General features: G+C 65.9%; 23 protein-coding genes. 20 read left to right on the top strand and 3 right to left on the bottom strand.

From position 1 onward, the window contains the following. Window positions 1-32 precede the first annotated feature (32 nt). The 9 genes from VKZ87_RS18055 (at window position 33) to VKZ87_RS18015 (ending at window position 9,391) form a co-directional block, all read left to right on the top strand. Window positions 33-344 carry a septum formation initiator family protein gene (locus VKZ87_RS18055; protein WP_324222665.1) on the top strand — a complete coding sequence of 104 codons (312 nt, stop codon included), beginning with the start codon at window positions 33-35 and terminating at the stop codon, window positions 342-344. A gap of 158 nt (window positions 345-502) precedes the next feature. Further along, window positions 503-1,519, top strand: a complete 1,017-nt coding sequence (pdhA, locus tag VKZ87_RS18050) for a pyruvate dehydrogenase (acetyl-transferring) E1 component subunit alpha (RefSeq protein WP_324222664.1) — start codon at window positions 503-505, stop codon at window positions 1,517-1,519. Window positions 1,520-1,540: 21 nt separating this feature from the next. Beyond that, window positions 1,541-2,929 (top strand): pyruvate dehydrogenase complex E1 component subunit beta, encoded by a 1,389-nt coding sequence (locus VKZ87_RS18045; RefSeq protein ID WP_324222663.1) that lies wholly within the window; start codon window positions 1,541-1,543, stop codon window positions 2,927-2,929. A 12-nt stretch (window positions 2,930-2,941) separates the two neighbouring features. Continuing rightward, a complete protein-coding gene (locus VKZ87_RS18040) occupies window positions 2,942-4,267 on the top strand; it encodes a pyruvate dehydrogenase complex dihydrolipoamide acetyltransferase (RefSeq protein WP_324222662.1) in 1,326 nt (441 codons plus the stop codon). Window positions 4,268-4,275: 8 nt separating this feature from the next. Next, complete coding sequence (locus VKZ87_RS18035; RefSeq protein WP_324222661.1) at window positions 4,276-4,983, top strand: SDR family oxidoreductase; 708 nt, start codon at window positions 4,276-4,278, stop codon at window positions 4,981-4,983. Between the two features lie 11 nt (window positions 4,984-4,994). Then, window positions 4,995-6,401, top strand: a complete 1,407-nt coding sequence (lpdA, locus tag VKZ87_RS18030) for a dihydrolipoyl dehydrogenase (protein ID WP_324222660.1) — start codon at window positions 4,995-4,997, stop codon at window positions 6,399-6,401. Between the two features lie 94 nt (window positions 6,402-6,495). Continuing rightward, window positions 6,496-7,467 (top strand): lipoyl synthase, encoded by a 972-nt coding sequence (lipA, locus tag VKZ87_RS18025; RefSeq protein WP_324222659.1) that lies wholly within the window; start codon window positions 6,496-6,498, stop codon window positions 7,465-7,467. 1 nt (window position 7,468) lies between these two features. Next, complete coding sequence (locus tag VKZ87_RS18020) at window positions 7,469-7,945, top strand: type II toxin-antitoxin system RatA family toxin (RefSeq protein WP_324222658.1); 477 nt, start codon at window positions 7,469-7,471, stop codon at window positions 7,943-7,945. Between the two features lie 21 nt (window positions 7,946-7,966). Further along, complete coding sequence (locus VKZ87_RS18015) at window positions 7,967-9,391, top strand: malonyl-CoA decarboxylase (protein ID WP_324222657.1); 1,425 nt, start codon at window positions 7,967-7,969, stop codon at window positions 9,389-9,391. A gap of 8 nt (window positions 9,392-9,399) precedes the next feature. On the opposite strand, the gene VKZ87_RS18010 is transcribed toward VKZ87_RS18015, so the two are convergent. The 3 genes from VKZ87_RS18010 to VKZ87_RS18000 are packed head-to-tail and all read right to left on the bottom strand — an operon-like array spanning window position 9,400 to window position 11,572. Beyond that, entirely contained in the window at window positions 9,400-9,912 is a 513-nt protein-coding gene (locus tag VKZ87_RS18010) for a CinA family protein (protein ID WP_324222656.1), read from the bottom strand. A gap of 5 nt (window positions 9,913-9,917) precedes the next feature. Then, the gene (locus tag VKZ87_RS18005) at window positions 9,918-10,400 is read right to left on the bottom strand and encodes a phosphatidylglycerophosphatase A (protein WP_324222655.1); all 483 of its coding nucleotides are present in this window, start codon (window positions 10,398-10,400) and stop codon (window positions 9,918-9,920) included. A gap of 2 nt (window positions 10,401-10,402) precedes the next feature. Continuing rightward, window positions 10,403-11,572 (bottom strand): bifunctional 2-C-methyl-D-erythritol 4-phosphate cytidylyltransferase/2-C-methyl-D-erythritol 2,4-cyclodiphosphate synthase, encoded by a 1,170-nt coding sequence (locus VKZ87_RS18000; protein ID WP_324222654.1) that lies wholly within the window; start codon window positions 11,570-11,572, stop codon window positions 10,403-10,405. 132 nt (window positions 11,573-11,704) lie between these two features. Here VKZ87_RS18000 and dusB point away from each other — a divergent pair, with 132 nt between their 5' ends. The 11 genes from dusB to VKZ87_RS17945 all read left to right on the top strand — a co-directional run. Next, complete coding sequence (dusB, locus tag VKZ87_RS17995) at window positions 11,705-12,691, top strand: tRNA dihydrouridine synthase DusB (RefSeq protein WP_324222653.1); 987 nt, start codon at window positions 11,705-11,707, stop codon at window positions 12,689-12,691. Next, a complete protein-coding gene (locus VKZ87_RS17990; protein ID WP_324222652.1) occupies window positions 12,691-13,818 on the top strand; it encodes a two-component system sensor histidine kinase NtrB in 1,128 nt (375 codons plus the stop codon). The genes dusB and VKZ87_RS17990 overlap by 1 nt, the downstream gene beginning before the upstream one ends. Continuing rightward, complete coding sequence (ntrC, locus tag VKZ87_RS17985; RefSeq protein WP_324222651.1) at window positions 13,815-15,260, top strand: nitrogen regulation protein NR(I); 1,446 nt, start codon at window positions 13,815-13,817, stop codon at window positions 15,258-15,260. The genes VKZ87_RS17990 and ntrC overlap by 4 nt, the downstream gene beginning before the upstream one ends. A gap of 94 nt (window positions 15,261-15,354) precedes the next feature. After that, a complete protein-coding gene (locus VKZ87_RS17980; RefSeq protein ID WP_324222650.1) occupies window positions 15,355-17,712 on the top strand; it encodes a PAS domain-containing sensor histidine kinase in 2,358 nt (785 codons plus the stop codon). Next, window positions 17,702-19,093 carry a sigma-54 dependent transcriptional regulator gene (locus VKZ87_RS17975; protein WP_324222649.1) on the top strand — a complete coding sequence of 464 codons (1,392 nt, stop codon included), beginning with the start codon at window positions 17,702-17,704 and terminating at the stop codon, window positions 19,091-19,093. The genes VKZ87_RS17980 and VKZ87_RS17975 overlap by 11 nt, the downstream gene beginning before the upstream one ends. 23 nt (window positions 19,094-19,116) lie before the next feature. Next, a complete protein-coding gene (trkA, locus tag VKZ87_RS17970) occupies window positions 19,117-20,493 on the top strand; it encodes a Trk system potassium transporter TrkA (protein WP_324222648.1) in 1,377 nt (458 codons plus the stop codon). Window positions 20,494-20,518: 25 nt separating this feature from the next. Further along, window positions 20,519-21,433 carry a D-amino-acid transaminase gene (locus VKZ87_RS17965; protein ID WP_324222647.1) on the top strand — a complete coding sequence of 305 codons (915 nt, stop codon included), beginning with the start codon at window positions 20,519-20,521 and terminating at the stop codon, window positions 21,431-21,433. A gap of 146 nt (window positions 21,434-21,579) precedes the next feature. Next, window positions 21,580-21,852 (top strand): RNA chaperone Hfq, encoded by a 273-nt coding sequence (gene hfq, locus VKZ87_RS17960; protein WP_324222646.1) that lies wholly within the window; start codon window positions 21,580-21,582, stop codon window positions 21,850-21,852. A 59-nt stretch (window positions 21,853-21,911) separates the two neighbouring features. Next, window positions 21,912-23,237 (top strand): GTPase HflX, encoded by a 1,326-nt coding sequence (gene hflX / locus VKZ87_RS17955; protein ID WP_324222645.1) that lies wholly within the window; start codon window positions 21,912-21,914, stop codon window positions 23,235-23,237. Next, the gene (locus VKZ87_RS17950) at window positions 23,234-24,067 is read left to right on the top strand and encodes an inositol monophosphatase family protein (protein WP_324222644.1); all 834 of its coding nucleotides are present in this window, start codon (window positions 23,234-23,236) and stop codon (window positions 24,065-24,067) included. Before hflX ends, VKZ87_RS17950 begins: the two co-directional genes overlap by 4 nt. A gap of 199 nt (window positions 24,068-24,266) precedes the next feature. After that, the coding region (locus VKZ87_RS17945; RefSeq protein WP_324222675.1) for a DNA gyrase subunit A at window positions 24,267-24,424 on the top strand (158 nt) is incomplete at its 3' end.

Genomic DNA, 24,424 nt, shown 5'->3' with positions numbered 1-24,424 from the left:
CCCGCGACTCGGATGTGATTCGATTCGCGGCGATGAGTGCGCTTCACGAAATCCGCCGCCATTCCATGGCGGCCATCGTTCCGGTGATCTGTTTCGCCGCGATCGCCTATTTCTGCTACCACGCGATCGAGGGCAAGTACGGCATCAACGCCTATACCCGCCTCGCGCTGCAGATCCAGGAGACCAAGGCGGCGCTGGGCGAGGTTACGGCCGAGCGCCAGATCCTGGAGCGCCGGGTCACCCTGCTGCGGAGCGATGGTCTCGATGCCGACATGCTGGAGGAACAGTCGCGCCGGGTTCTGGGTCTGCAGAAAGACCGGGAATTGGTAATTCTCGGACGTTGATCGGGCCTCCCGAGACATGGAATTGCGCCGATTAACTGAAATCAGGTTAACTACCGAAAATCCCTTGTTTTAACCTGAGTTAGCCGCCACTTTTCCTCCCCGAAGACGTTTGAATGCCCGTGCTGGGCGTATCACGACAGGCCGTCGGGAGGAAAAACATGGCGAAAGCGGGCAAATCCGCCGATACCGGCAGCAAGAAGGCGGCGTCCCTGCCGCCGGCCAGGGAACTGCTCGGCTACTACCGCGACATGCTGCTGATCCGCCGCTTCGAGGAGAAGGCGGGCCAGCTCTACGGCATGGGCCTGATCGGCGGCTTCTGCCACCTCTATATCGGCCAGGAAGCGGTGGTCGTCGGCCTGCAGGCCTGCGCCAAACAGGGCGATGCCGTGATTACCTCCTACCGCGACCACGGCCACATGCTGGCGACCGGCATGGACCCGAACGGCGTCATGGCCGAGCTGACCGGCCGCATCGGCGGCTATTCCAAGGGCAAGGGCGGCTCGATGCACATGTTCAGCCGCGAGAAGCATTTCTACGGCGGCCACGGCATCGTCGGCGCCCAGGTGCCGCTCGGCACCGGCCTCGCCTTCGCCCAGAAGTACAAGAAGACCGACAACGTGACCTTCTGCTATTTCGGCGACGGTTCGGCCAACCAGGGCCAGGTCTACGAGAGCTTCAACATGGCCGAGCTCTGGAAGCTGCCGGTCATCTACGTCATCGAGAACAACCAGTATGCGATGGGCACCTCGGTGGCCCGCGCCTCGGCCCAGCCGGCGCTCTACAGGCGCGGCGAGAGCTTCGGGATTCCGGGGCGCCAGGTCGACGGCATGAACGTGCTGGCGGTGAAGGAGGCCGGCGAGGAGGCGGTTGCCTGGTGCCGCGCCGGCAAGGGGCCGATCATCCTCGAGATGATGACCTATCGTTATCGCGGCCATTCCATGTCGGACCCGGCCAAGTACCGCACCAAGGAAGAGGTCAACAAGATGCGGTCCGAGCATGACCCGATCGACCAGGTGCGCACGCTGCTGCTGAACAACAAGCTGGCCGACGAGGATGCGCTGAAAGCCATGGACAAGGAGGTCAAGGACATCGTCCAGAAGGCCGCCGATTTCTCGCAGAGCAGTCCCGAACCCGATCCGTCGGAATTGTGGACCGACGTGTATGTCGAAGCCTGAGCGGGCAGGGGGAGAACAATAATGGCTACCGAAATTCTGATGCCCGCCCTGTCGCCCACCATGACCGAGGGCAAGCTGGCGAAATGGCTGGTGAAGGAAGGCGACACGGTCAAGGCCGGCGACATCATGGCCGAGATCGAGACCGACAAGGCCACGATGGAATTCGAGGCCGTCGATGAGGGCGTGATCGAGAAGATCCTCGTCGCCGAAGGCACCGAAGGCGTCGCGGTGAACACGCCGATCGCCATCCTGCGCGGCGAGGGCGAGGCGGCTGGCGCGGCGCCGGCGAAGAAGGATGACGCCAGGACCGTCGCTGCCGGCGGCGAGAAGAAGGCGCCCGAGCAGACCAGCGCGAAGGAGTCCGCCGTGGCTGCCGCGCCGAGCCCGGCGCCGGAGCTGAAGGATCCCGACATCCCCGAGGGCACCGAATTCGTCACCATGACGGTGCGCGAGGCGATCCGCGAGGGCATGTCGGAAGAGATGCGCCGCGACGAGCGGGTGTTCCTGATGGGAGAGGAAGTCGCGCAGTACCAGGGCGCCTACAAGGTCAGCCAGGGCATGCTGGACGAGTTCGGCCCCGAACGCGTGATCGACACGCCGATCACCGAACAGGGTTTTGCCGGTCTCGGCATCGGTGCGGCCTTCTACGGCCTGAAGCCGATCGTCGAGTTCATGACCTTCAACTTCTCCATGCAGGCGATCGACCAGATCGTCAATTCGGCGGCCAAGACGCTGTACATGTCGGGTGGCCAGATGGGCTGTCCCATCGTGTTCCGCGGCCCGAATGGGGCGGCGGCGCGCGTCGCGGCCCAGCACAGCCAGGACTACGCCGCCTGGTATTCGCATATTCCCGGCCTCAAGGTGGTGGCGCCCTACAGCGCCGCCGACTTCAAGGGCCTGATCAAGGCGGCGATCCGCGATCCCAACCCGGTCGTCTTCCTCGAGAACGAGATTCTCTACGGTCGCAGCTTCGAGGTGCCGAAGCTGGACGATTACATCGTACCGATCGGCAAGGCGCGGATTGCGCGCGAGGGCAGGGACGTCACGCTGGTCGGCTACTCCATCGCGGTGGGCCATGCGCTGGCCGCGGCCGAGAAGCTGGCGGCTGAAGGCATCGAGGCGGAAGTGATCGACCTGCGCACCATCCGGCCGATGGACAAGGATGCCATCGTCAGATCAGTGCAGAAGACCAACCGCCTCGTCACGGTGGAAGAGGGCTTCCCGCAATCCGGCGTCGGCGCCGAGATTTCGGCCTCGATCATGGAACTGGCCTTCGACTATCTCGATGCGCCGGTCACCCGCGTCACCGGCAAGGACGTGCCGATGCCCTACGCGGCGAACCTGGAAAAACTGGCACTGCCCTCGGTGGACGAGATCGTGCAGGCCGCCAAAGCCGTCTGCTATCGCTGAGGGGGATCGATCATGCCGATTGAAATCCTGATGCCGGCGCTTTCGCCGACCATGACCGAGGGAAAGCTTGCCACCTGGCACAAGCGGGAAGGCGACACGGTCAAGGCAGGCGACATCATCGCCGAGATCGAGACCGACAAGGCGACGATGGAGTTCGAAGCCGTCGATGAGGGCGTGCTGGGCAAGATCCTGGTGGCCGAAGGCACCGACGGCGTGGCCGTGAACACGCCGATCGCCCTGCTGCTGGAAGAGGGCGAGAGCGCCGCCGACCTGAAAGCGCCGGCCGCGAAGCCGCAGCCCCAGGCCGGAGGGAAGAAGACGGAAGAAAAGAAGGCGGACGGGAAGACGCCCGAGCCCGCCAGAGCCGAAGAGCAAAAGCCGGAGCCGAAACCGGCCGAGGCGCCAAAGCCAGCGGCAGCGCCGGCTGCGTCCGGCGAGCGGATCTTCGCCTCGCCGCTGGCCCGCCGCATGGCCGAGCAGGCCGGCATCGATCTGAGGAGCATTACCGGCAGCGGCCCCCGCGGCCGCATCGTGAAGGCGGATGTCGAGAAGGCACCGAAAGGCGCGGCTGCTCCGGCGGGTAAGGCCGCGGCACCGGTCGCCGCCGGCCCCGTTTCATCCGGGCCCGGTGCACGCCAGCTCGCTGACCTGCTCAAGATGCCGTACCGGCTGGAACCGCTCAGCGGCATGCGCCGGACCATCGCGCGCCGCCTGACCGAGTCCAAGCAGACGGTGCCGCATTTCTATCTCACCATCGACACCGAGATCGACGAGCTGCTGTCCCTGCGCAGGCGGCTCAACGACAAGTCGGAGGTGAAGATCAGCGTCAACGACTTCGTCATCCGCGCCGTGGCGCTGGCGCTGAAGAAGGTGCCGACGGCCAACGCCTCCTATGACGAGAGCGGCATGATGTATTACGAGCATGCCGATATTTCGGTGGCGGTGGCGACTCCGAACGGCCTGATCACGCCGATCGTCAAGCAGGCCGAGAGCAAGGGCTTGACGCAAATTGCGAGTGAGATGAAGGATCTCGCCGCTCGCGCCCGCGACGGCAAGCTCAAGCCCGAGGAGTACCAGGGGGGCACCTTCTCGATCTCGAATCTGGGCATGTACGGCATCCGGCAGTTCGAGGCGGTGATCAATCCGCCGCAGGGCTGCATCCTTGCCATCGGCATGGGCGAGCAGCGCCCGGTGGTGAAGAACGGCCAGATCGTGCCGGCCACGGTGATGACCTGCACCCTTTCGGTGGATCATCGCGCCGTGGACGGCGCCGTGGGCGCCGAGTTCCTGCAGGCCTTCAAGGGCTTCATCGACGACCCGCTCACGATGCTGCTGTGAGCGTGACGATGGCTGAAGCGAAAGTCGCAATCGTCACCGGCGCCGGCAAGGGCATGGGCGCCGCCGTGCTGAAGAAACTGGCAGCCGACGGGTATCGTGTGGCGGCCATGTCGCCATCCGGTGCCGCCAAGACGCTGGCGGAGTCCCTTGGCGGGGTAGGCGTCACGGGATCCAACGCGAAGCCGGAGGATCTCAAGGCGCTGGTGGATGCGACGCTGGACCGCTACGGCCGCATCGACGCCGTGGTCAACAATACCGGCCATCCGCCCAAGGGGGCGCTGCTGGAGATCAGCGACGAAGCGTGGCTCACCGGCTTCGAACTGGTGCATCTGGCCGTGGTGCGCATGGTGCGGCTGGTGACGCCGGTGATGCTGAAGCAGAAGACCGGCGGCGCCTTCGTCAACCTGCTGACCTACGCCACCTTCGAGCCGGAAGCCGATTTCCCCGTGTCCGGTCCGGTGCGCGCCTCCGTGGCGGCTTTCGCCAAGGTCTATGCCGACCAGTATGCCGCCCAGGGCATCCGCATGAACAACGTGCTGCCCGGCTTCATCGACAGCCTGCCGGCGAAGGAAGAGCGCGTCGCCCGCATCCCGATGAAGCGATACGGCACGGTGCGCGAGATCGCCGATACGGTCGCCTTCCTGCTGTCCGATCAGGCCAGCTACATCACCGGACAGAATCTGAGGGTGGATGGCGGGATCACCCGCGCTCTCTGAAAGAGGCCATCATGAGCGATACCAGTTTCGATGTGATCGTCGTCGGCTCGGGCCCGGGCGGTTACACCACGGCCATCCGCGCATCCCAGCTCGGGATGAAGACGGCCATCGTCGAGCGGGAGCATCTCGGCGGCATCTGCCTGAACTGGGGCTGCATCCCGACCAAGGCGCTGCTGCGTTCGGCCGAGATCTATTCCAACATCAGGCATGCCGAATCCTTCGGCTTCACCATCGAAGGCAAGGTGACGATCAACAGCGCGAAGGTGATCGAGCGCTCGCGCAAGGTGGCGGCGCAGCTTTCGGCCGGCGTGAAGCACCTGATGAAAAAGAACAAGATTCCTGTTTTCGACGGCCATGGCGCGCTGAACGGACCCGGCAAGGTGAAGGTCACCAAGGACGGCAAGCCGGTCGCCGACCTGACGGCGAAACACATCATCCTTGCCACTGGCGCGCGGGCGCGCTCGCTGCCAGGCCTGGAGCCGGACGGCAAGCTGGTCTGGACCTACAAGGAAGCCATGGTGCCGCCGGCCATGCCGAAGTCGCTGCTGGTCATCGGCTCGGGCGCCATCGGCATCGAGTTTGCCAGCTTCTACCGCACGCTGGGTGTCGAGGTGACGGTCGTCGAGGTGATGGACCGCATCCTGCCGGTGGAAGACGAGGAAATCTCGGCCTTCGCGAAGAAGAGCTTCGAGAAGCAGGGCATGAAGATCATGGTCGGCACGACCGTGACGGCCCTGAAGAAGGGGGCGGACAATGTCACCGCCACGCTGAAGGACAAGGCCGGCAAGGAAAGCCAGGTCACGGTCGACCGCGTGATCCTCGCCGTCGGCATCGTCGGCAATGTGGAGAATATCGGCCTTGAAGGCACAAAGGTGAAGGTCGAGAAGACCCATGTGGTGACCGACGAGTGGAGCCGGACCGGCGAGCCCGGCGTCTATGCCATCGGCGACCTGACCGGTCCGCCCTGGCTGGCCCACAAAGCGGGCCATGAAGGCGTGATCTGCGTCGAGAAGATCGCCGGCGTGAAGGATGTCCACCCGCTGGATGTCAGCAACATTCCGGGCTGCACCTACTGCTCGCCGCAGATCGCCAGCGTCGGGCTGACCGAGGCGGCGGCCAGGGCCAAGGGCCATGAGGTCAAGGTCGGCAAGTTCCCCTTCGTCGGCAACGGCAAGGCCATCGCGCTGGGCGAGACGGAGGGGTTCGTGAAGACCGTCTTCGACGCCAGGACCGGCGAGCTGCTGGGCGCCCACATGATCGGGGCCGAGGTGACCGAGATGATCCAGGGCTTCGGCATCGCCCGGACGCTGGAGACGACGGAAGTCGAGCTGATGCACGCCATTTTCCCGCATCCGACGCTTTCGGAAATGATGCACGAATCGGTCCTGGACGCCTACGGGAAGGCCCTGAATATCTGAAATTCGGCCCTTTCGGCCGGGTGCCAGAAGCGGGGCTTTCCTGTAAGGTGAGGGGCGCTACCTCAGGGGTGAGGCCGGCCAGAGGGTTTCCGTCGTGACCATCAACATCCATCCCGTTCCTGCGCATCTGCGCCATCCGGAAAAGGCGCATCGTCCGGATACGCCCGTGCTGCGCAAGCCGGACTGGATCCGGGTCAAGGCGCCGACCTCGGAGGAGGCGGCCGAGACGCGCCGCCTGATGCGCTCCCTCAAGCTGCATACCGTCTGCGAGGAAGCGGCCTGCCCGAATTTGGGCGAATGCTGGAAGCAGAAGCACGCCACTTTCATGATCCTCGGGGCGATCTGCACCCGGGCCTGCTCCTTCTGCAACGTCGCCACCGGCAAGCCGCTGGCGGTGGATGCCGACGAGCCGAAGCATGTGGCCGAAGCCGTGGGCCAGCTCGGCCTGCATCACGTGGTGATCACCTCTGTCGACCGCGACGACCTGGAGGATGGTGGTGCCTCGCAGTTCGTGCGCACCATCGAGGAAATCCGCAAGGCCTCGCCCGGCACCACCATCGAGATCCTGACGCCCGATTTCATCCGCAAGCCCGGCGCCATCGAGGCCGTGGTGGCTGCCCGCCCGGACGTGTTCAACCATAATCTGGAGACCGTGCCGCGGCTCTATCCGACGATCCGGCCCGGCGCGCGCTATTTCGCCTCGCTGCAGCTGCTGGCGAAGGTGAAGGAGCTTGACCCGGCAATGTTCACCAAGTCCGGCCTGATGGTCGGACTGGGTGAGGAGAAGATCGAGATCATGCAGGTGATGGACGATCTGCGGGCCGCCGATGTGGATTTCATCACCATCGGCCAGTATCTGCAGCCGACCCGCAAGCATGCCGAAGTGAAGCGCTTCGTCACCCCCGACGAATTCGCCTCCTACACGACGATCGCCCGGGCTAAGGGCTTCCTGATGGTCTCGGCTTCGCCGCTGACGCGCTCCTCGCATCATGCCGGCGAGGATTTCGCCCGGCTGCGGGCGGCCCGCGAGGAGAAGCTGGCCGGAACGGCGGCGGCCGCGGGCTGACGTGCCGACCCACGCCGAAAAACGCGTCCTGCCCTACCGGCCCGAGCAGCTTTACGCGCTGGTGGCGGGTGTCAAGCATTACCCGAAATTCCTGCCCTGGTGCATCGGCGCGCGCATCCGCGAGCGCAGTGAACACCATCTGGTTGCCGACCTGATCATCGGCTTCAAGATGTTCCGCGAGCGTTTCACCTCGAAGGTGACGCTCGACCCGGCCGCCATGCGGATCGATGTGGAATATTCCGAAGGTCCGTTCAAATACCTGCGGAATCACTGGAAGTTCCTGCCGCACCCGGAGGGCTGCGAGATCGATTTCTACGTCGATTTCGAGTTCCGGTCGCGGCTGCTGCAGAAGACCGTCGAACTGCTGTTCAATGAGGCAGTCCGCCGCATGGTTGCCGCATTTGAGTCACGCGCCCGCCAGCTTTACGGCGAGAATGGATTGCGCCTGCCGCCCGGTGCTACCATCGGGACGGTCTGACCCAAACGAAAAGAGGGGTTCATGGTCGCGCTTCCCAGCATCCCGGTTTCCCGAACCCTGCTCGAGCGTGGCCTGCGCGGCCTGGTGGAGGCGTGGCGCGGCATTGCCGGCGGCGACCGCGTGCCGGTCAGCCGCGACGGAACCCTGGAGCCGCGCGACGTCGAGCGGCTCCGCAGCCTGCTGAACGAATGCTTAGAGGCCCGTGGGGGCGAGGTGTCGGCGCGCGCCCGCGCCGCCACGCTGGGCCAGCTCTATCTCGATCTGTCCGACGAGGGTAAGCGGACCTTCCTGCAGGTGCTGGCAACCGGCTTTGCCGCCGATGCCGCCGCGCTGGACAAGGCGATAGCCGAGGTGCAGGCGGCGACCGATCCGGCCGCCCGGCATATGGCGGAACGCCGGCTGCGCCAGGCGCTGACGCCCCCGCGCCAGCGGCTGCTGACCCAGTTCACCAGCCTGCCCCAGGGCGTGAAATTCCTCGTCGACATGCGCGCCGACGCGCTCCGCTTCCGCAAGGAGGCGCCCGAGCTTGCCATCCTGGACGCCGATCTGGAAGACATCTTCGTCGCCTGGTTCGACGTCGGCTTCCTCGAACTGAAACGCATCACCTGGAACAGCCCGGCGGCTTTGCTGGAAAAGCTGATCGCCTACGAGGCGGTGCATGCGATCGAGAGCTGGGACGATCTGCGCAACCGGCTGGATGCCGACCGGCGCTGCTATGCCTTCTTCCATCCCCGCATGCCGCTGGAGCCGCTGATCTTCGTCGAGGTCGCGCTGGTGAAGGGCATCGCCGGCAATGTGCAGGCGCTGCTCGACCAGTCCGTGCCGGTGCTGGATGCGAAGGAAGCCGATACGGCGATCTTCTATTCGATCTCGAACACGCAGGTGGGCCTGCGCGGCATTTCCTTCGGCAATTTCCTGATCAAGCGGGTGGTGGACGATCTCAGCCGCGACCTGCCGAACCTGAAGACCTTCTCGACCCTGTCGCCGATCCCGGGCTTCCGCAAATGGCTGGACGAGGCGGTGGCGAAGGGCACGCCCGACCTGGTGACAGCCGAGGCCCGCGAGGCTCTGGGCCAGGTGCTCGGCAAGCGCTTTTCGAAGGGCCAGCTTCCGGCCCTGCTGAAAGACTATGCCTGGGTGGAGAACAGGGCCCTGGCCGATACGCTGCGTCCCGTGCTGATGCGGCTCGGCGCGCGCTACCTGCTGACCGTGGATGAGAACGGCAGGCCGCGCGATCCCGTCGCCCGCTTCCACCTGAGCAACGGCGCCAGCGTGCATCGCCTCAACTGGCTGGGCGACCGCTCGCGCAACGGCCTCAAGCAGGCGGCCGGCCTGATGGTGAATTACCTTTACCGGCTGGACGACATCGACCAGAACCACGAACGTTTCGTGCGCGATGGCACGATCGCCGCGTCGGCCGAGGTGCGGCGGCTGGCCGACCTCTAACCTCTGGATTAAGCCTCGTCCTGCACCTTCATCTGCGCCAGCATCTCGCCGGCCAGCGTGAGCGCATCTTCCACAGTCGCGGCCCGCACGGCGGCGCGGCCGATCTCGCCATAGGTCATGCGCTGGTGCATCGTTGCCATGCCGTGGCCCGCGACGGCGATATGCACGAGGCCGACGGGCTTTTCCGCCGAGCCGCCACCGGGGCCGGCAATGCCGGTGCAGGCGATTGCGATATCGGCGTTGCTCCGGCGCAGGCAGCCTTCTGCCATGGCGCGCGCCACCGGTTCGGAAACCGCGCCATGGCCGGCGATGATCTCGGCCGGCACGCCGAGCGCCTGCGACTTCGCCTCGTTGGAATAGGTGACGAAGCCCCGCTCGACCACGTCGGACGAGCCGGCGATCTCGGTCAGGGTCGCGGCGATCAGTCCACCGGTGCAGGACTCCGCCGTCGCCAGCATGACTTTGCGGGCGCGGCAGCGGTTGAGCAGATCTTCGGCAAGGCGCAGCAATGTGTCGTCCATGATCGTCACCAGAAATGCAGCAGAACCAGCATCGTCAGCATGCCATAGATGCCGGCGAAGACATCGTCGATCAGCACGCCCGGCGCGCCGTCCAGGGTGCGGTCGGCCCAGGAGGCCGGCCAGATCTTGGTCATGTCGAAGAATCGGAAGACGACGAAGCCGATCAGATAGAGCAGCAGGTCGGGCGGCACGAAAACCAGCGTCAGCCACTGGCCGCCGACCTCATCGACCACCACTTCAGCCGGATCGTCGCCCGGCCAGTGGACCAGGAAATGGTTGATCGCGATGAGGGCGACCAGTGTGATTGCGACGGCGGCGGCGGCGAGCAGCCATGGCCCGCCCCAGACCTGCATGGCCCAGGCGAAAGGCAGCGCGCCGAGCGAGCCCCAGGTGCCCGGCACATAGGGCAGCCGCCCCAGTCCGAACCAGGTGCAGAAGATGAAGCTGAAATCGCGGGGCCGGGGGCGGGAGAGATTGATGCGGCTCATGATCAGGCCGGCAGCCGGATCGTGGCGAGCGCCATGGCTGCGATGCCTTCGCGCCGCCCGGTGAAGCCGAGCTTCTCCGTCGTGGTCGCCTTCACGCTGATGCGCGCGACATCCATTCCGGCGATCTCCGCGATGCGCGTCCGCATGGCCTCGCGATGCGGGCCGATCTTCGGCGCCTCGCAGACGATGGTGACATCGCCATGGGCGATGATGCCGCCGCGTCCGGTCACCAGCGAGACGGCATGCTGCAGGAAGGCGGCGGAATCGGCGTTCTTCCAGCGCGTATCGGACGGCGGGAAATGCTGGCCGATATCGCCTTCGCCCAGGGCGCCGAGGATCGCGTCGGTCAGCGCGTGCAGGGCGACATCGGCGTCGGAATGGCCGGCCAGTCCGCGGTCATGCGGGATCACGATGCCGCCCAGCATCAGCCTGCGGCCCGGTTCGTCGCTGAAGGCATGCACATCGAAACCCTGCCCGGTACGGATATCGGAAAGCGCCAGCAGCAGGTGCTGTTCCGCGCGCCGGAAATCCTCGGGACCGGTCACCTTGAAATTCTCCTCGCTGCCCTGAACCACCCGTACCTCGAGGCCGGCCCGTTCCGCCACGGCGGCATCGTCGGTCAGTTCCAGTCCGGCAGCCTGGCGGTGGGCGGCCAGAATATCGGCAAAGCGGAAGGCCTGCGGAGTCTGCGCCCGCCAGAGCTGCTGGCGGTCCGGGCCGGCCAGCAACCGGCCTTCGCGTTCCTGCTTCAGGGTATCGACCACCGGAATGGCAAGGATAGCGCCTGGCGCATCCGCCAAGGCTGTGAGAAGGGCGTCGATCCGGTCCTGTTGCAGGAAGGGGCGCGCGGCATCATGGATCAGGACATGCGTCGGTGCGGCATCGGTCAGGGCTTCCAGGCCGAGGCGGACGGACTCCTGCCGGGTCGGGCCGCCCGGGATGGGGGGCAGCAGCTTCGGATGCGACTCCAGCCCCGCGATGGCCGCTTGATACGCTGCCCGGGCCTCGGGGTGGATCACGACGGCGACCAGCCCGGCTTGAGGGTGATCAAGGCAGGTTTCGAGGCTGTAACGCAGCAGCGGTTTGCCGCCAAGTTTTTGATATTGCTTTGGTACCGCGCCGCCGGCGCGGGATCCGCGGCCGGCCGCAACGATCAGCGCCGCGTTCGTCATGGCGCGCACCCTATCCGAGCGGCGAAAAGCTGGCAAAGGTCTGTTTTGTCGTAAGCGGATTGATTGTTGCACCGCAGCAGGAAACCGATTAAAGTGAACAACAAACGAGCATTCCGCTGAATTGTACAAAAAATGAGCATAAACGTCGGGCCCGTCTCCATTGAAGATCCGGTCATCCTGGCTCCGATGTCAGGCGTGACGGACCTGCCGTTCCGCCGCCTTGTGAAGCGGCACGGGGCCGGTCTCGTCGTTTCGGAGATGATCGCGTCAGAAGCGATGGTGCGTGCCTCGCGCCAGTCGCTCAAGATGGCCGAGAACACGCCGGAAGAATTTCCGATGTCCGTGCAGCTGGCGGGCTGCGAAGGCCATGTGATGGCCGAGGCGGCGAAGCTGAATGAAGACCGCGGTGCCGCAATCATCGACATCAACATGGGCTGCCCGGTGAAGAAGGTGGTCAACGGCCATGCCGGCTCGGCGCTGATGCGCGATCTGGATCATGCCAGGACCCTGCTGACCGCCACGGTGAAAGCCGTGAAGCTGCCGGTGACGCTGAAGATGCGCACCGGCTGGGACGACAGCAGCCGCAATGCGCCGGAGCTGGCGCGGATCGCCGAAGGCGAGGGCATCCGCATGCTCACGGTGCACGGCCGCACGCGCTGTCAGATGTATAACGGTCGCGCCGACTGGGCCTTCGTGCGCAAGGTGAAGGACGCCGTGAAGATCCCGGTGATCATCAACGGCGACATCAACACGCTGGAAGATGCGAAGGAGGCGCTGGAGCAGTCCGGTGCCGATGGCGTGATGGTCGGCCGCGGCGCCTATGGCCGGCCATGGTTCCTGCGCCAGGTGATCGCCTTCCTCAGGACGGGCATGCGTCTGCCCGATCCGTCGCTGGCCGAACAGCAGGCCACGGTGCTCGAACACTACGATGCCATGCTGGCGCATTACGGCGTACAGACCGGGCTGAAGATCGCGCGCAAGCATGTCGCCTGGTATTCCAAGGGGCTGCCCGGCTCGGCCGAATTCCGCACCCGCATCATGCAGCTCGACGAGCCGGAGCAGGTGCGGCAGGCGGTGCGTGACTTCTACGCGCCGCAGATCGACAGGTTGGCTGCCTGATGGCGGTGCATGCGGAGCAGAGCTTCGATGCGCCCAATCTGGACGCCACGCAGGTGCTTGGCGCTTTACCCACCCCGATCATGGTGATCGACCGGCAGGGCGGAATCACCTACGCCAATCCTGCCGCGGAGCAGTTCTTCCAGTCCGGCGCGGCCGTGCTGTGCCGGCAGAACCTGCGCGATGTCGTGCCGTTCGGCTCTCCGGTCCTGCAACTCGCCAGCCAGGTGTTCCGCGAGCGCTACAGCGTGTCTGAATACGACGTCGATCTCGGCACGCCGCGTCTGGGCGAGCGTCTGGTCGACGTGCAGATCTCTCCGGTTCCGGAAGCGCCCGACCTCGCGGTGATCCGCTTCGATGAACGCAGCATGGCGGCAAAGATCGACCGCGCGCTGACCTATCGCGGCGCGGCGCGCTCGGTCACGGGCATGGCGGCCGTGCTTGCCCATGAGGTGAAGAACCCGCTCAGCGGCATCCGAGGGGCGGCGCAACTGCTGGAACTGAATGCCAGCGCGGCAGACCGCGAGCTGACCCGCCTGATCTGCGACGAGACGGATCGCATCTGCGCCCTGGTCGACGGCATGGAGGTTTTCTCCGACAAGCGGCCGATCGAGCGGGGGCCGGTGAACATCCACCAGGTGCTGGAGCATGTCCGGAAAGTTGCCCAGGCCGGCTTCGCCAAGCATCTCCGCTTCAGCGAACGCTATGACCCGTCGCTGCCGCCGGTGTTCGGCAACCGCGACCAGCTTGTCCAGGTTTTCCTCAATCTGGTCAAAAATGCGGCAGAAGCCATCGGCGACGACCCTGCGGGCGAGATCACGCTGACCACGGCCTATCGTCACGGCGTGCGGCTGGCAGTGGGGGGATCGCGCCAGCGACTCCATTTGCCACTCGAAGTCTCGGTCCAGGATAACGGTCCCGGTGTGCCCGAGGATATTCGCCCGTATCTCTTCGATCCTTTCGTGACCACCAAAACCAGTGGCACTGGCCTCGGACTTGCATTGGTTGCCAAGATCATCGGCGACCACGGCGGCGTGATCGAATGCGACAGCCGCCCGCGCCGGACAGTGTTCAGTGCCCGTCTGCCGGTCCACAACCCGACAGCGGACGATTCCGGAGAGTTCGAATGACCCAGAAGGGTACCATCCTCGTTGCCGACGACGACCGCTCGATCCGTACCGTGCTGGATCAGGCACTGGGGAGGGTCGGCTACCAGGTCAGGTCGACCGGCAATGCCGCAACCCTTTGGCGCTGGGCCTCGGAAGGCGAGGGCGAACTGGTCATCACCGACGTGGTGATGCCCGACGAAAACGGCCTCGACCTTCTGCCGCGCATCAAGCGGGTCCGACCGGACCTGCCGATCATCGTCATGAGCGCGCAGAAGACGCTGCTGACCGCGGTGAAGGCGACCGAGCGCGGCGCCTACGACTACCTGCCCAAGCCCTTCGACCTGAAGGAGCTGCTGCGCGTCGTGGAACGCGCCATGACCCAGCCCAAGGTCGCGCTGTCCGAGGACGCGGCGGCGCAGGCCGACGAGGAGAAGTTGCCGCTGATTGGCCGTTCTCCCGCCATGCAGGAAATCTACCGCGTGATGGCGCGCCTGATGGGCACCGACCTGACCGTGCTGATCTACGGCGAGTCGGGTACCGGCAAGGAGCTGGTCGCCCGGGCGCTGCATGATTACGGCAAGCGCCGCAACGGGCCCTTCGTGGCCATCAACATGGCCGCGATCCCGCGCGAGCTGATCGAGTCGGAACTGTTCGGCCACGAGAAGGGCGCCTTCACCGGGGCGGCAAACCGCTATGCCGGCCGTTTCGAACAGGCAGAAGGCGGCACGCTGTTCCTGGACGAAATCGGCGACATGCCGATCGAGGCCCAGACCCGCCTGCTGCGCGTGCTGCAGCAGGGCGAGTATACCACCGTGGGCGGCCGCACGCCGATCCGTACCGATGTCCGCATTGTCGCCGCCACCAACCGCGACCTGCGCCAGGCGGTGAACCAGGGCCTGTTCCGCGAGGATCTGTTCTACCGCCTCAATGTCGTGCCGCTGCGCCTGCCGCCGCTGCGCGAGCGCAGCGAAGACATTCCGGATCTCGTGCGGCATTTCCTCAACCAGGCCGCCGCCCAGGGATTGCCCGCCAAGTCGATCACGCCGGAGGCCATGGATCGCATCCGCCGCTACCGCTGGCCGGGCAATGTCCGCGAACTGGAAAACCTGGTCCGCCGGCTGGCGGCGCTCTACGCCGACGACGTGATCGGAGTCGAGGTCATCGACAACGAACTGGCCGAGCCGCCCCAGCCGCCCCGGGCCGCCGAGCCGAGCGAGGAGGAGACCCTGACCGGCGCCATCGAGCGGCACCTGAGCAAGTATTTCGCCGCGGGCCAGGAACTTCCGGCGCCCGGCTTCTACGACCGCATGCTGCGGGAGCTGGAGATTCCCCTGATTTCCCTGAGCCTCGCGGCCACCAGGGGCAACCAGATCAAGGCCGCCCATATGCTGGGGCTGAACCGGAATACCCTGCGCAAGAAAATCCGCGACCATAACATCCAGGTCATCCGAGGCCTGAAGTAGGCTCGGGCCCCGGCTGGCGGGCCTCCCGGACGGGTGTCCCGGCGGGCCGTCTGGGCTATGATCGGCTGATGGCCGGGCGTATCAGACTCGAATCATGACCGACAGCACGCTGCCGATGGGCGGAGCCCGCATTCTGCGCGCGCTGCGGCGCGTGGCTGACTGGTTCAGGCGCAAGAACCTGATCCGCCATCTCGAAATCTCGCTCGCGATTGCCGCGCTGATCGCCGGGGCTCTGACCTATCTGGCGATGACGCCGGGCGCCAACCGGGACCTCACGCCGCGCGAGGTTCAGATCCTGCTGGTGACGGATCTGATCATCCTGCTCAGCCTGACCAGCCTGGTGGCGCGGCGTCTGGTCGTGCTGTGGATGCAGCGCCGCCGCGGCCTGGCCGGCTCGCGGCTCCATGCCCGCATGGTGATGATGTTCGCCGCCGCCACGGCGCTGCCGACCATCCTCATGACCATCTTCGCGGTGCTGTTCTTCAACCTCGGCCTGCAGACCTGGTTCAGCGAGCGCGTCAATGCGGCGGTGAAGGCCTCGGTAGCGATTTCGGAAGCCTATATCCAGGAACACCGCAAGACGATCCGCGCCGACGTGCTCGCCATGGCGGTGGATCTCAACCGCGAGGCGCCGCGGCTGGCACGCAATCCCTTCGCGCTGCAGCAGGCGGTGCGGCAGCTGGCGCGACTGCGCGGCCTGGGCGAGGCGATGGTTTTCACCTCAACCGGCGAGATCCTGGCGCGCAACGAGCTCAGCCTTCTGATGGAATTCGACCGCATCCCGACCCGTGCCATAGAGGATGCCAATGCCGGTCAGGTGGTGATTATCACCGCGGAAACCGACGACCGTGTGCGCGCCCTGGTGCGCCTCGACGCCTATCTCGGCGCCTATCTCTATGTCGGCCGCTTCATCGACGCCCAGGTGCTTGGCGAGATGGAACGCACCCGGCTGGCGGTCGCGCAGTATAACCGGCTGGAGCAGGCGCGCTCGGCGCTGGAGATCAACTTCGCCATCCTGTTCATCCTGATCTCGCTGCTGCTGCTGCTGGCGGCGATCTGGTTCGCGCTGCTGATCGCCAACCGGCTGGTCGCGCCGATCGGCGAGGTGGTGTCGGCGGCAGACCGGATCCGTGAGGGCGACCTGACGGCCCGGGTTTCCGAACGCGCCGACGACGACGAGATCGCGACCCTGGGCCGCACCTTCAACCGCATGACCGGACAGCTCGCCGCGCAGCAGGCCGAGCTGATCTCGGCGAACCGCCAGCTGGACGAGCGCCGGCGCTTCACCGAGACGGTGCTGGCCGGCGTGAGCGCCGGCGTGATCGGTGTCGATCCGCATGGACGTGTCACGCTGCCCAATCCGTCCGCCCTTGCCATGCTGCAGCGGGACTTCGACGAGGTGGTCGGCCAGCCCTTCGTGGAGGTGGCGCCGGAAATGGCCGGGCTGTTCAACCGTCTCAGCGGCGGCACCTCGGAAGCGGTCGAACGCGGGCAGGTCACCATGCAGCGGGGCGGCAGCGTGCGCACCCTGCTGGTGCGCATCGCGCGCGAGGTGACCGGCAACGAGCTGCTCGGCTATGTTGTCACCTTCGACGATGTCAGCGAGCTCGTCGCCGCACAGCGCAACGCCGCCTGGGCCGATATCGCCCGTCGCATCGCCCACGAGATCCGCAACCCGCTGACGCCGATCCAGCTGTCGGCCGAGCGGCTGAAGCGCAAATACCTGAAGGAAGTCAGCACCGATCCGGAGATCTTCGCCGAGTGCACCGACACCATCATCCGGCAGGTCGGCGATATCGGCCGCATGGTGGACGAGTTCTCCGCCTTCGCGCGTATGCCGCGTCCGGTTTACCGTGAGGAGGATCTGGGACAGCTGGTGCGTCAGGCCATCTTCCTGCAGCAGGTGGCCCGGCAGGATATCCGCTTCGAGAGCCAGCTGCCGGCGGAGCCGCTGCGGATCAGCTGCGACGCGCGCCAGATCGCCCAGGTGATGACCAACATCCTGCAGAACGCCATCGATGCCATCGACGGCCGCCAGCGGGAGGAGGGCGAGACGCTGCCGCAGGGCCGGATCGCAGTGTCGCTGACCGAAACCGAGGGCGGCGCGGAAATCACGGTTCTCGACAACGGCCGCGGCCTGCCGGTGGAGAACCGCGACCGGCTGTTCGAGCCGTATGTGACGACGCGCACAAAAGGCACGGGACTCGGCCTCGCCATTGTGAAGAAAATCATCGAGGAACACGGCGGAACCATCGAGCTCACCGACGCCCCGGGAGTTGATCCCGGAAGGGAAAGTGGTAGTTTGGCGCGCATCCGGTTGCCGTCCGCTCCGGCGGAAGTCGCCCAGGTCGATGCGACGGCAGACACCGGCAACCGCTCGCCCCATTCAAGCCGCGAAGATCACCAGGTTCTATCCGTGCGCAAGTTAGGTTCAGGCAGTCATGGCGCGTGATATTCTCATCGTCGATGACGAAGCCGATATCCGCAATCTCATCGCCGGGATTCTGCAGGATGAGGGCTATGAGACCCGCATGGCGGCCGATTCCGACGGCGCGCTGCGCGAAATCGGCTCCCGTCGCCCCAATGCGGTGATCCTCGATATCTGGCTGCAGGGCAGCAAGCTGGACGGTCTGGAGATCCTGGATCGCATCATGCGGGATCATGCCAATGTGCCGGTGATCATGATCTCCGGTCACGGCAATATCGAAACCGCCGTGGCAGCGATCAAGCGCGGCGCCTACGACTATATCGAGAAGCCTTTCAAGAGCGACCGGCTGCTGCTGGTGGTCGAACGCGCCCTGGAGCAGGCGCGCCTGCGCCGCGAGAACGAGGAACTGCGCCAGCGCTCCGGTGCGGTCGTCGACCTGATCGGACAGTCCAGCGCCATCGTCGGCCTGCGGCAGGCGATCGAGCGGGTGGCGCCGACCAACAGCCGCGTACTGATCTCCGGCCCGGCCGGCGTCGGCAAGGAACTGGTCGCGCGGCTGCTGCACCAGCGGTCGCGCCGCGTCGGCGGACCTTTCATTTCCTTCAACGTCGCCGCCATGTCGCCCGAGCGTCTGGAGCAGGAACTGTTCGGCATCGAAGAGGCGCTGAACGGCCAGACACACCACAAGATCGGCGTGCTCGAGGCGGCCCATGGCGGCACGCTGTTCCTCGACGAGGTGGCGGAGATGCCGCCGGAGACCCAGGCCAAGCTGCTGCGGGTGCTGACCGAGCAGAGCTTCGAGCGCCTCGGCGGTCGCACGCGGGTGCAGGTCGACGTACGCATCGTGTCCGGCACCGTGCATGATCTTACCGCCCGGGTCGGGCAGGGGCTGTTCCGGCAGGATCTGTTCCACCGCCTCAATGTCGTGCCGCTGAAGGTGCCGGCGCTGCGCGACCGCCGCGAGGACGTGCCACTGCTGGCGAAACATTTCGTGCAGGTCGAGGCGCAGCGTCAGGGCGTGCCGCCGCGCGAACTGGCGGAAGATGCGCTGCTGGCGCTGCAGTCGGCGGAATGGCCGGGCAACGTGCGTGAACTGCGCAACGCCATCGCGCGGCTGCTGATCATGCTGCCGGCCGACCAGAAGGGTGCCATTCACGCCGACATGCTGCCGGCGGATCTCGGCGCCACCCCGCCGATCGCCCTGAGGCCGGAGACCACGACGGAGGTGATGGCGCTGCCGCTGCGCGATGCGCGCGAGATGTTCGAGCGCGAATACCTGCTGGCACAGATCACCCGCTTCGGCGGCAACGTCTCGCGTACCGCCAGCTTCATCGGCATGGAACGCTCGGCCCTCCACCGCAAGCTGAAGGCGCTCGGTGTCCTGAACCTCGACCGCTCGGCCTAGCGTAAACCAGGGAGAGGCGCGCCATGAAGGTCATCGTCTGCGGCGCCGGTCTGGTTGGAACCACCATCGCCCGCCAACTGGCGGCCGAGGGAAACGAGATCACGATGATCGATGTCTCACCCGAGCGCGCCCAGAAGGCGGCCGAGAGCTACGATCTGCGCGGCATCGTCGGCCATGCCTCGCATCCCGACGTGCTGGAACGGGCCGGCGCCGCGGATACCGACATGCTGATCGCCGTCACCTTCGCCGACGAAGTGAACATGGTGGCCTGCGAGGTGGCGCATGCGCTGTTCAACGTACCGACCAAGATCGCCCGCATCCGCGCCCAGAGCTACCTGAAGCCTGAATGGTCGGACCTGTTCAACGAGAAGCATATCTCGATCGACTACATCATTTCGCCGGAGATCGAGGTGGCGCGCGCCATCCATCGCCGCATCCTGACGCCAGGCGCCTTCGAGATGATTCCCTTCGCCGCCGACCGGTTGAGGCTGATCGGGGTGCGGCTCGCCGATGAATGTCCGGTGCTGAACACGCCGCTGCGCCAGCTGACCGAGCTGTTTCCCGATCTCAGTGTCAATGTCTGCGGCATCGTGCGCGACGGCAACCTGACCGTTCCCGGCGCGGACGACCATCTCGAGGCGGGCGACGAGATCTATTTCGTCGCGCTGACCGACCACGTCCAGCGCGGCATGCGCCTGTTCGGCCATGAGGAGCGCGAGGCCCGTCGCGTGGTGATCGCCGGCGGCGGCAATATCGGGCTGTTTCTGGCCAAGGAGATCGAGGCGGCGCAGTCCTCGGTGATTCTCAAGATCATCGAGGCGAACAAGGAACGCGCCGAATATGTCGCCGGGCAGATCCGCAGCGGCGTCGTGCTGAACGGCGACACGCTCGACATGGACATCCTGAGCGAGGCGAAGGTCGGCGCCTCGGAGGCGATCCTCGCCCTGACGAATGACGACGAGGTCAATATCCTGACCTCGCTGCTGGCCAAGCGTGCCGGCTGCCAGCGTGCCATCACGCTGGTGAACAATCCGGCCTACGAGAACCTGATCGGCTCGCTCGGCGTCGATGTGGTGGTCAATCCGCGTTCCACCACGGTGTCCTCGATCCTCCAGCATGTGCGGCGCGGCCGCATCCGTGGCGTCTATTCGCTGCGCGATGGTGCCGCCGAGGTGATCGAGGCCGAGGCGGTGGAGACCAGCGCGCTGGTCGGCCAGCCGCTCCGCGACCTCGACCTGCCTTCGGGCATGATGATCGGTGCCGTCATCCGTGGCGGCGACGTCATGATCGCCCGCGCCGAAACCGAGATCGAGGCCGGCGACCGCGTCATCCTCTTCGCCCGCACGGATGCGGTGAAGAAGGTCGAGAAGCTGTTCGCCGTCCGCCTGGAATTCTTCTGATCAACGCCGCCGAGGAAAGCCAACAATGTCCCGGGTAGCCTATGTCAATGGCCGTTATGTCCCTTACGCCAAAGCGGCGGTGCATGTGGAGGATCGCGGCTTCCAGTTCGCCGACGGCGTTTATGAGGTGATCGCCGTCAACCAGGGGCGCCTGGTGGATAGCAGCGGCCATCTGCAGCGGCTGGAGCGCAGTCTGGCCGAGCTGCGCATCGGGATGCCGATGACCCGCGCCGCTCTGCTGGTCGTGCTGCAGGAGACGATCCGCCGCAACCGGGTCCGTAACGGACTGGTCTATCTGCAGGTCACCCGAGGCGCCGCCAGACGCGAATTTGCCTTCCCCGCCGACACCGCGCCCACCGTGGTGGCCATCGCGCGCGCGGTTGATATGGGCAAGGCCGCGGCCAATGCCGCGAAGGGCGTCGCCGCGATCACCCGGCCAGATATCCGCTGGGGCCGCTGCGACATCAAGTCGGTCGGCCTGCTGTCGGCGGCGCTGGCCAAGCAGGCGGCGAAGGAGGCGGGGGCCTACGAGGCCTGGCTGGTTGACCGCGACGGCAAGGTCACCGAGGGCAGTTCGTCGAATGCCTGGATCGTGACCAGGGACAATGTGCTGGTGACCCGGGGGCTGAGCAGGGCGATCCTCGGCGGCATCACCCGCAGCGCCGTGCTGGAGCTGGCGCGCCGCGAGGGGCTGCGGATCGAGGAACGCGCCTTCACCGTGGCCGAGGCGCTGGACGCGCGCGAGGCCTTTGTCACCTCGACGACCTCCTTCGTCATGCCGATCGTTTCGCTGGACGGCAAGCCGATCGGCAATGGCGGGCCGGGCCTGCTGGCGGGCAAACTGCGGGCGCTGTATGAGGCTTACATGACCGGGCACGGTGCGGGCCGGCCGGAATGGGAAGCGCCGTTCCTGGCGCCGCCGGAGGCCCAGGCGCGGTAAATTTACCGCCATTCTTTTGCCACGTTCGGGCTTTTATAGTTTAATCAGGCGAAGCGAGGGGCAGCGGCCGCCGCCCCAGCACCTCGGCAACGTCCGAATAACAAAGAAAACAAGAACATAAGAGAAGAAAAGAAAGGTCTACAACAATGGCCGCCGAAAAGCCTCAAAACGTCCAGGACGTCTTCCTCAATCACATCCGCAAGACCAAGACCCCGGTCACTGTCTTCCTCGTCAACGGCGTAAAGCTGCAGGGCATCATCAGCTGGTTCGACAATTTCTCGGTCCTGCTGCGCCGGGATGGTCACATGCAGCTGGTCTACAAGCACGCGATCTCGACCGTCATGCCGTCGGGCCCGATCCAGCTGTTCGACCCGGCCGCCCAGGGCGGTGGTCAGGCCAGCCAGGCTGCCGAGGGCTGATCCTGGTTACCCGACCGGTGCCGTTCCGTGTTGCAGTATCGGCACCGATGAGTCTGTGAATGTCTGAAGTCGATACTGAAACGGACGGGCGCGTCCAGCGCGCGCTCGTCATTCATCCTACGCTCAAATCCGCGCAGAAATCGGCGGGAGCCGACCAGCGCCGCCGGCCTGAAGCCCGCCTCGAAGAGGCGGTCGGGCTGGCGCGCGCCATCAACCTCGAGGTCGTCCATGCCGAGCTGGTTACGGTCTCCAGCTGGCGGCCGGCCACGCTGATCGGCCCGGGCAAGGTCGAGGAGCTGGCGGCTTACATCGCCGGAAACCCGGTCGATGTGGTCGTCGTCGATGCGGCCGTCACGCCGGTGCAGCAGCGCAACCTGGAGCGTGCGCTGAAGACCAAGGTAATCGACCGCACCGGGCTGATCCTCGAGATCTTCGGCGCCCGCGCCCGCACCAGGGAAGGCCGCCTGCAGGTCGAACTGGCGCATCTGAATTACCAGCGCTCGCGCCTGGTGCGGTCGTGGACCCACCTGGAGCGCCAGCGCGGCGGTTTCGGTTTCCTCGGCGGTCCCGGTGAAAGCCAGCTGGAAATCGACCGCCGTTTGATCGGCGAGCGCATCGCCCGGATCAAGGCCGAGCTGGAGCAGGTGGTGAATACCCGCCAGCTGCATCGCAGGGCGCGGCAGAAGGTGCCGTATCCCGTCGTGGCGCTGGTCGGCTACACCAACGCGGGCAAGTCAACCCTGTTCAACCGGCTGACGGCGTCCGAGGTTTTCGCCAAGGATCTGCTCTTCGCAACGCTCGACCCCACCATGCGGGAAGTGAAGCTGCCTTCCGGGCGGCAGATCATCCTGAGCGACACCGTGGGATTCATTTCGGACCTGCCGACCCATCTGGTTGCCGCCTTCCGCGCGACCCTGGAAGAAGTGATCGCCGCCGATCTGGTCCTGCATGTCCGCGACGTCTCGCACCCGGACAGCGAGGCTCAGGCGGCAGACGTCCGTGACGTTCTGGCGTCGCTGGATGTCAGCGAGGAGACCGGGCACCACATCATGGAGGCCTGGAACAAGGCCGATCAGCTTTCCCCTGAGGCCCGGTCGGTCCTCGAAAATCAGGCCCGGCGGCACCCCAATGCGGTGGTGATTTCGGCGCTGACCGGCTTCGGCTGCGACCGGCTGCTGGAGCGGATCGACGCCCTGCTGGACCGCGATCGGGTGGAGATGAGCGTCACCGTGGATCCCGGTGACGGCGCCGCCATCGCCTGGCTGCACCGCCATGGCGAGGTGCTGGACATGCATGAGGAAGACGGTCATCTGAAGTTGCTGGTCGCCCTCTCGCAGGCCGAAGCCGGCAAATGGCTGAAACGTCAGGACAGGACACGCGCGTGAGCATTCCCGCAATCGACATGGACGCTGTGCGCCGGCTCATTGAGGAGACGGCGCAGAAGACCATTCTGCCGCGGTTCCGCCAGCTGGACCGCGCCGATGTCAGCCTCAAGGCCGGGCCCCATGATCTCGTCACCATCGCAGACCAGGAGGCCGAGGCCTATCTGACGCCGCGCCTGCGCGACCTGATCGCGGGCTCGTCGGTGGTGGGCGAGGAGGCTACCAGCGGGGACGAGGGGATCATGGAGGCCCTGCGTCGGCCGGGCAGCACCTGGCTGATCGATCCGGTCGACGGCACGGCCAATTTCGCCGTCGGCAACGCGCTGTTTGCGGTCATGGTTGCTCTGGTGCATGACGGCGATGCGGTGGCGGCCTGGATCCATGATCCGGTCCGCAACATCACCGCCATGGCGCAGAAGGGCCAGGGCGCGGTCATGCGCGAGGCGGACGGCACGCAGCGCCCGCTGGTGATGCCGAAGCCGGCCTCGCTGGCCCATCTCTCCGGGGCGCCCAATATCCGCTACGGCGACCGCGATTTTGCCGCCCGCATCGCCCATCGCGCCGACAGGACGGCGGGCATTCTGATCCTCCGCTGCGCCGGTCAGGAATACCTGGCCATGCTGGAAGGCCATATCCATTACGCGGTCTACAACCGCGCCATGCCCTGGGATCATGCCGCCGGCTGCCTGCTGGTCACGGAGGCGGGCGGGGTCGCCAGACGCCTCGATGGCCGCCTCTATCGCGCCGCCGATAAACCCTGGGGAAGCCCGCTCATTCCGGCCTGCGGAGAGGAGCAGTGGAACTGGCTGAAAACAGGCATTTTTGACCCCTGATTTTGGGGTCCGAAACGGGCCTCCCGGCATTGCTGCGAGAGGCCCCGGCATGGTAGTTTTCCGGGCCTGATTCCATTGCCAGAACGGGCCGGTTCGGGTGGCCCGAAACCGCCCGCCAAAGCCATTTCCGGACTCCTATTTCGTGACCGATCAGCCCAAGCTTCCGCACGACATCCAGCCGATCTCCATCGAAGAGGAGATGCAGCGTTCCTACCTCGGTTACGCCATGAGCGTGATCGTGTCGCGCGCGCTGCCCGATGTGCGCGACGGCCTGAAGCCGGTGCATCGCCGCATCCTCTATTCGATGCACGAGAACGGCTACGAGTGGAACAAGCCCTACCGCAAGTCGGCGCGCGT

Source organism: Ferrovibrio sp. (genome assembly GCF_035304305.1).
GTDB lineage: Bacteria > Pseudomonadota > Alphaproteobacteria > Ferrovibrionales > Ferrovibrionaceae > Ferrovibrio.
The sequence above is the reverse complement of the archived record's forward strand: the minus strand, read 5'-3'. Positions and strand labels throughout refer to the sequence as shown.

Bases quoted from the DNA above. Each gene is read 5' to 3' on its own strand.
- trkA (WP_324222648.1), top strand. From the start codon at position 19,117: ATGAAGGTCATCGTCTGCGGCGCCGGTCTGGTTGGAACCACCATCGCC.
- VKZ87_RS18040 (WP_324222662.1), top strand. From the start codon at position 2,942: ATGCCGATTGAAATCCTGATGCCGGCGCTTTCGCCGACCATGACCGAG.
- VKZ87_RS18000 (WP_324222654.1), bottom strand. From the start codon at position 11,572: ATGACGAACGCGGCGCTGATCGTTGCGGCCGGCCGCGGATCCCGCGCC.
- ntrC (WP_324222651.1), top strand. From the start codon at position 13,815: ATGACCCAGAAGGGTACCATCCTCGTTGCCGACGACGACCGCTCGATC.
- VKZ87_RS18010 (WP_324222656.1), bottom strand. From the start codon at position 9,912: ATGGACGACACATTGCTGCGCCTTGCCGAAGATCTGCTCAACCGCTGC.
- hfq (WP_324222646.1), top strand. From the start codon at position 21,580: ATGGCCGCCGAAAAGCCTCAAAACGTCCAGGACGTCTTCCTCAATCAC.
- VKZ87_RS17975 (WP_324222649.1), top strand. From the start codon at position 17,702: ATGGCGCGTGATATTCTCATCGTCGATGACGAAGCCGATATCCGCAAT.
- hflX (WP_324222645.1), top strand. From the start codon at position 21,912: ATGTCTGAAGTCGATACTGAAACGGACGGGCGCGTCCAGCGCGCGCTC.
- dusB (WP_324222653.1), top strand. From the start codon at position 11,705: ATGAGCATAAACGTCGGGCCCGTCTCCATTGAAGATCCGGTCATCCTG.
- VKZ87_RS17965 (WP_324222647.1), top strand. From the start codon at position 20,519: ATGTCCCGGGTAGCCTATGTCAATGGCCGTTATGTCCCTTACGCCAAA.
- VKZ87_RS18055 (WP_324222665.1), top strand. From the start codon at position 33: ATGAGTGCGCTTCACGAAATCCGCCGCCATTCCATGGCGGCCATCGTT.
- VKZ87_RS17980 (WP_324222650.1), top strand. From the start codon at position 15,355: ATGACCGACAGCACGCTGCCGATGGGCGGAGCCCGCATTCTGCGCGCG.
- VKZ87_RS18035 (WP_324222661.1), top strand. From the start codon at position 4,276: ATGGCTGAAGCGAAAGTCGCAATCGTCACCGGCGCCGGCAAGGGCATG.
- VKZ87_RS18015 (WP_324222657.1), top strand. From the start codon at position 7,967: ATGGTCGCGCTTCCCAGCATCCCGGTTTCCCGAACCCTGCTCGAGCGT.
- pdhA (WP_324222664.1), top strand. From the start codon at position 503: ATGGCGAAAGCGGGCAAATCCGCCGATACCGGCAGCAAGAAGGCGGCG.
- VKZ87_RS17990 (WP_324222652.1), top strand. From the start codon at position 12,691: ATGGCGGTGCATGCGGAGCAGAGCTTCGATGCGCCCAATCTGGACGCC.
- VKZ87_RS18045 (WP_324222663.1), top strand. From the start codon at position 1,541: ATGGCTACCGAAATTCTGATGCCCGCCCTGTCGCCCACCATGACCGAG.
- lpdA (WP_324222660.1), top strand. From the start codon at position 4,995: ATGAGCGATACCAGTTTCGATGTGATCGTCGTCGGCTCGGGCCCGGGC.
- VKZ87_RS18005 (WP_324222655.1), bottom strand. From the start codon at position 10,400: ATGAGCCGCATCAATCTCTCCCGCCCCCGGCCCCGCGATTTCAGCTTC.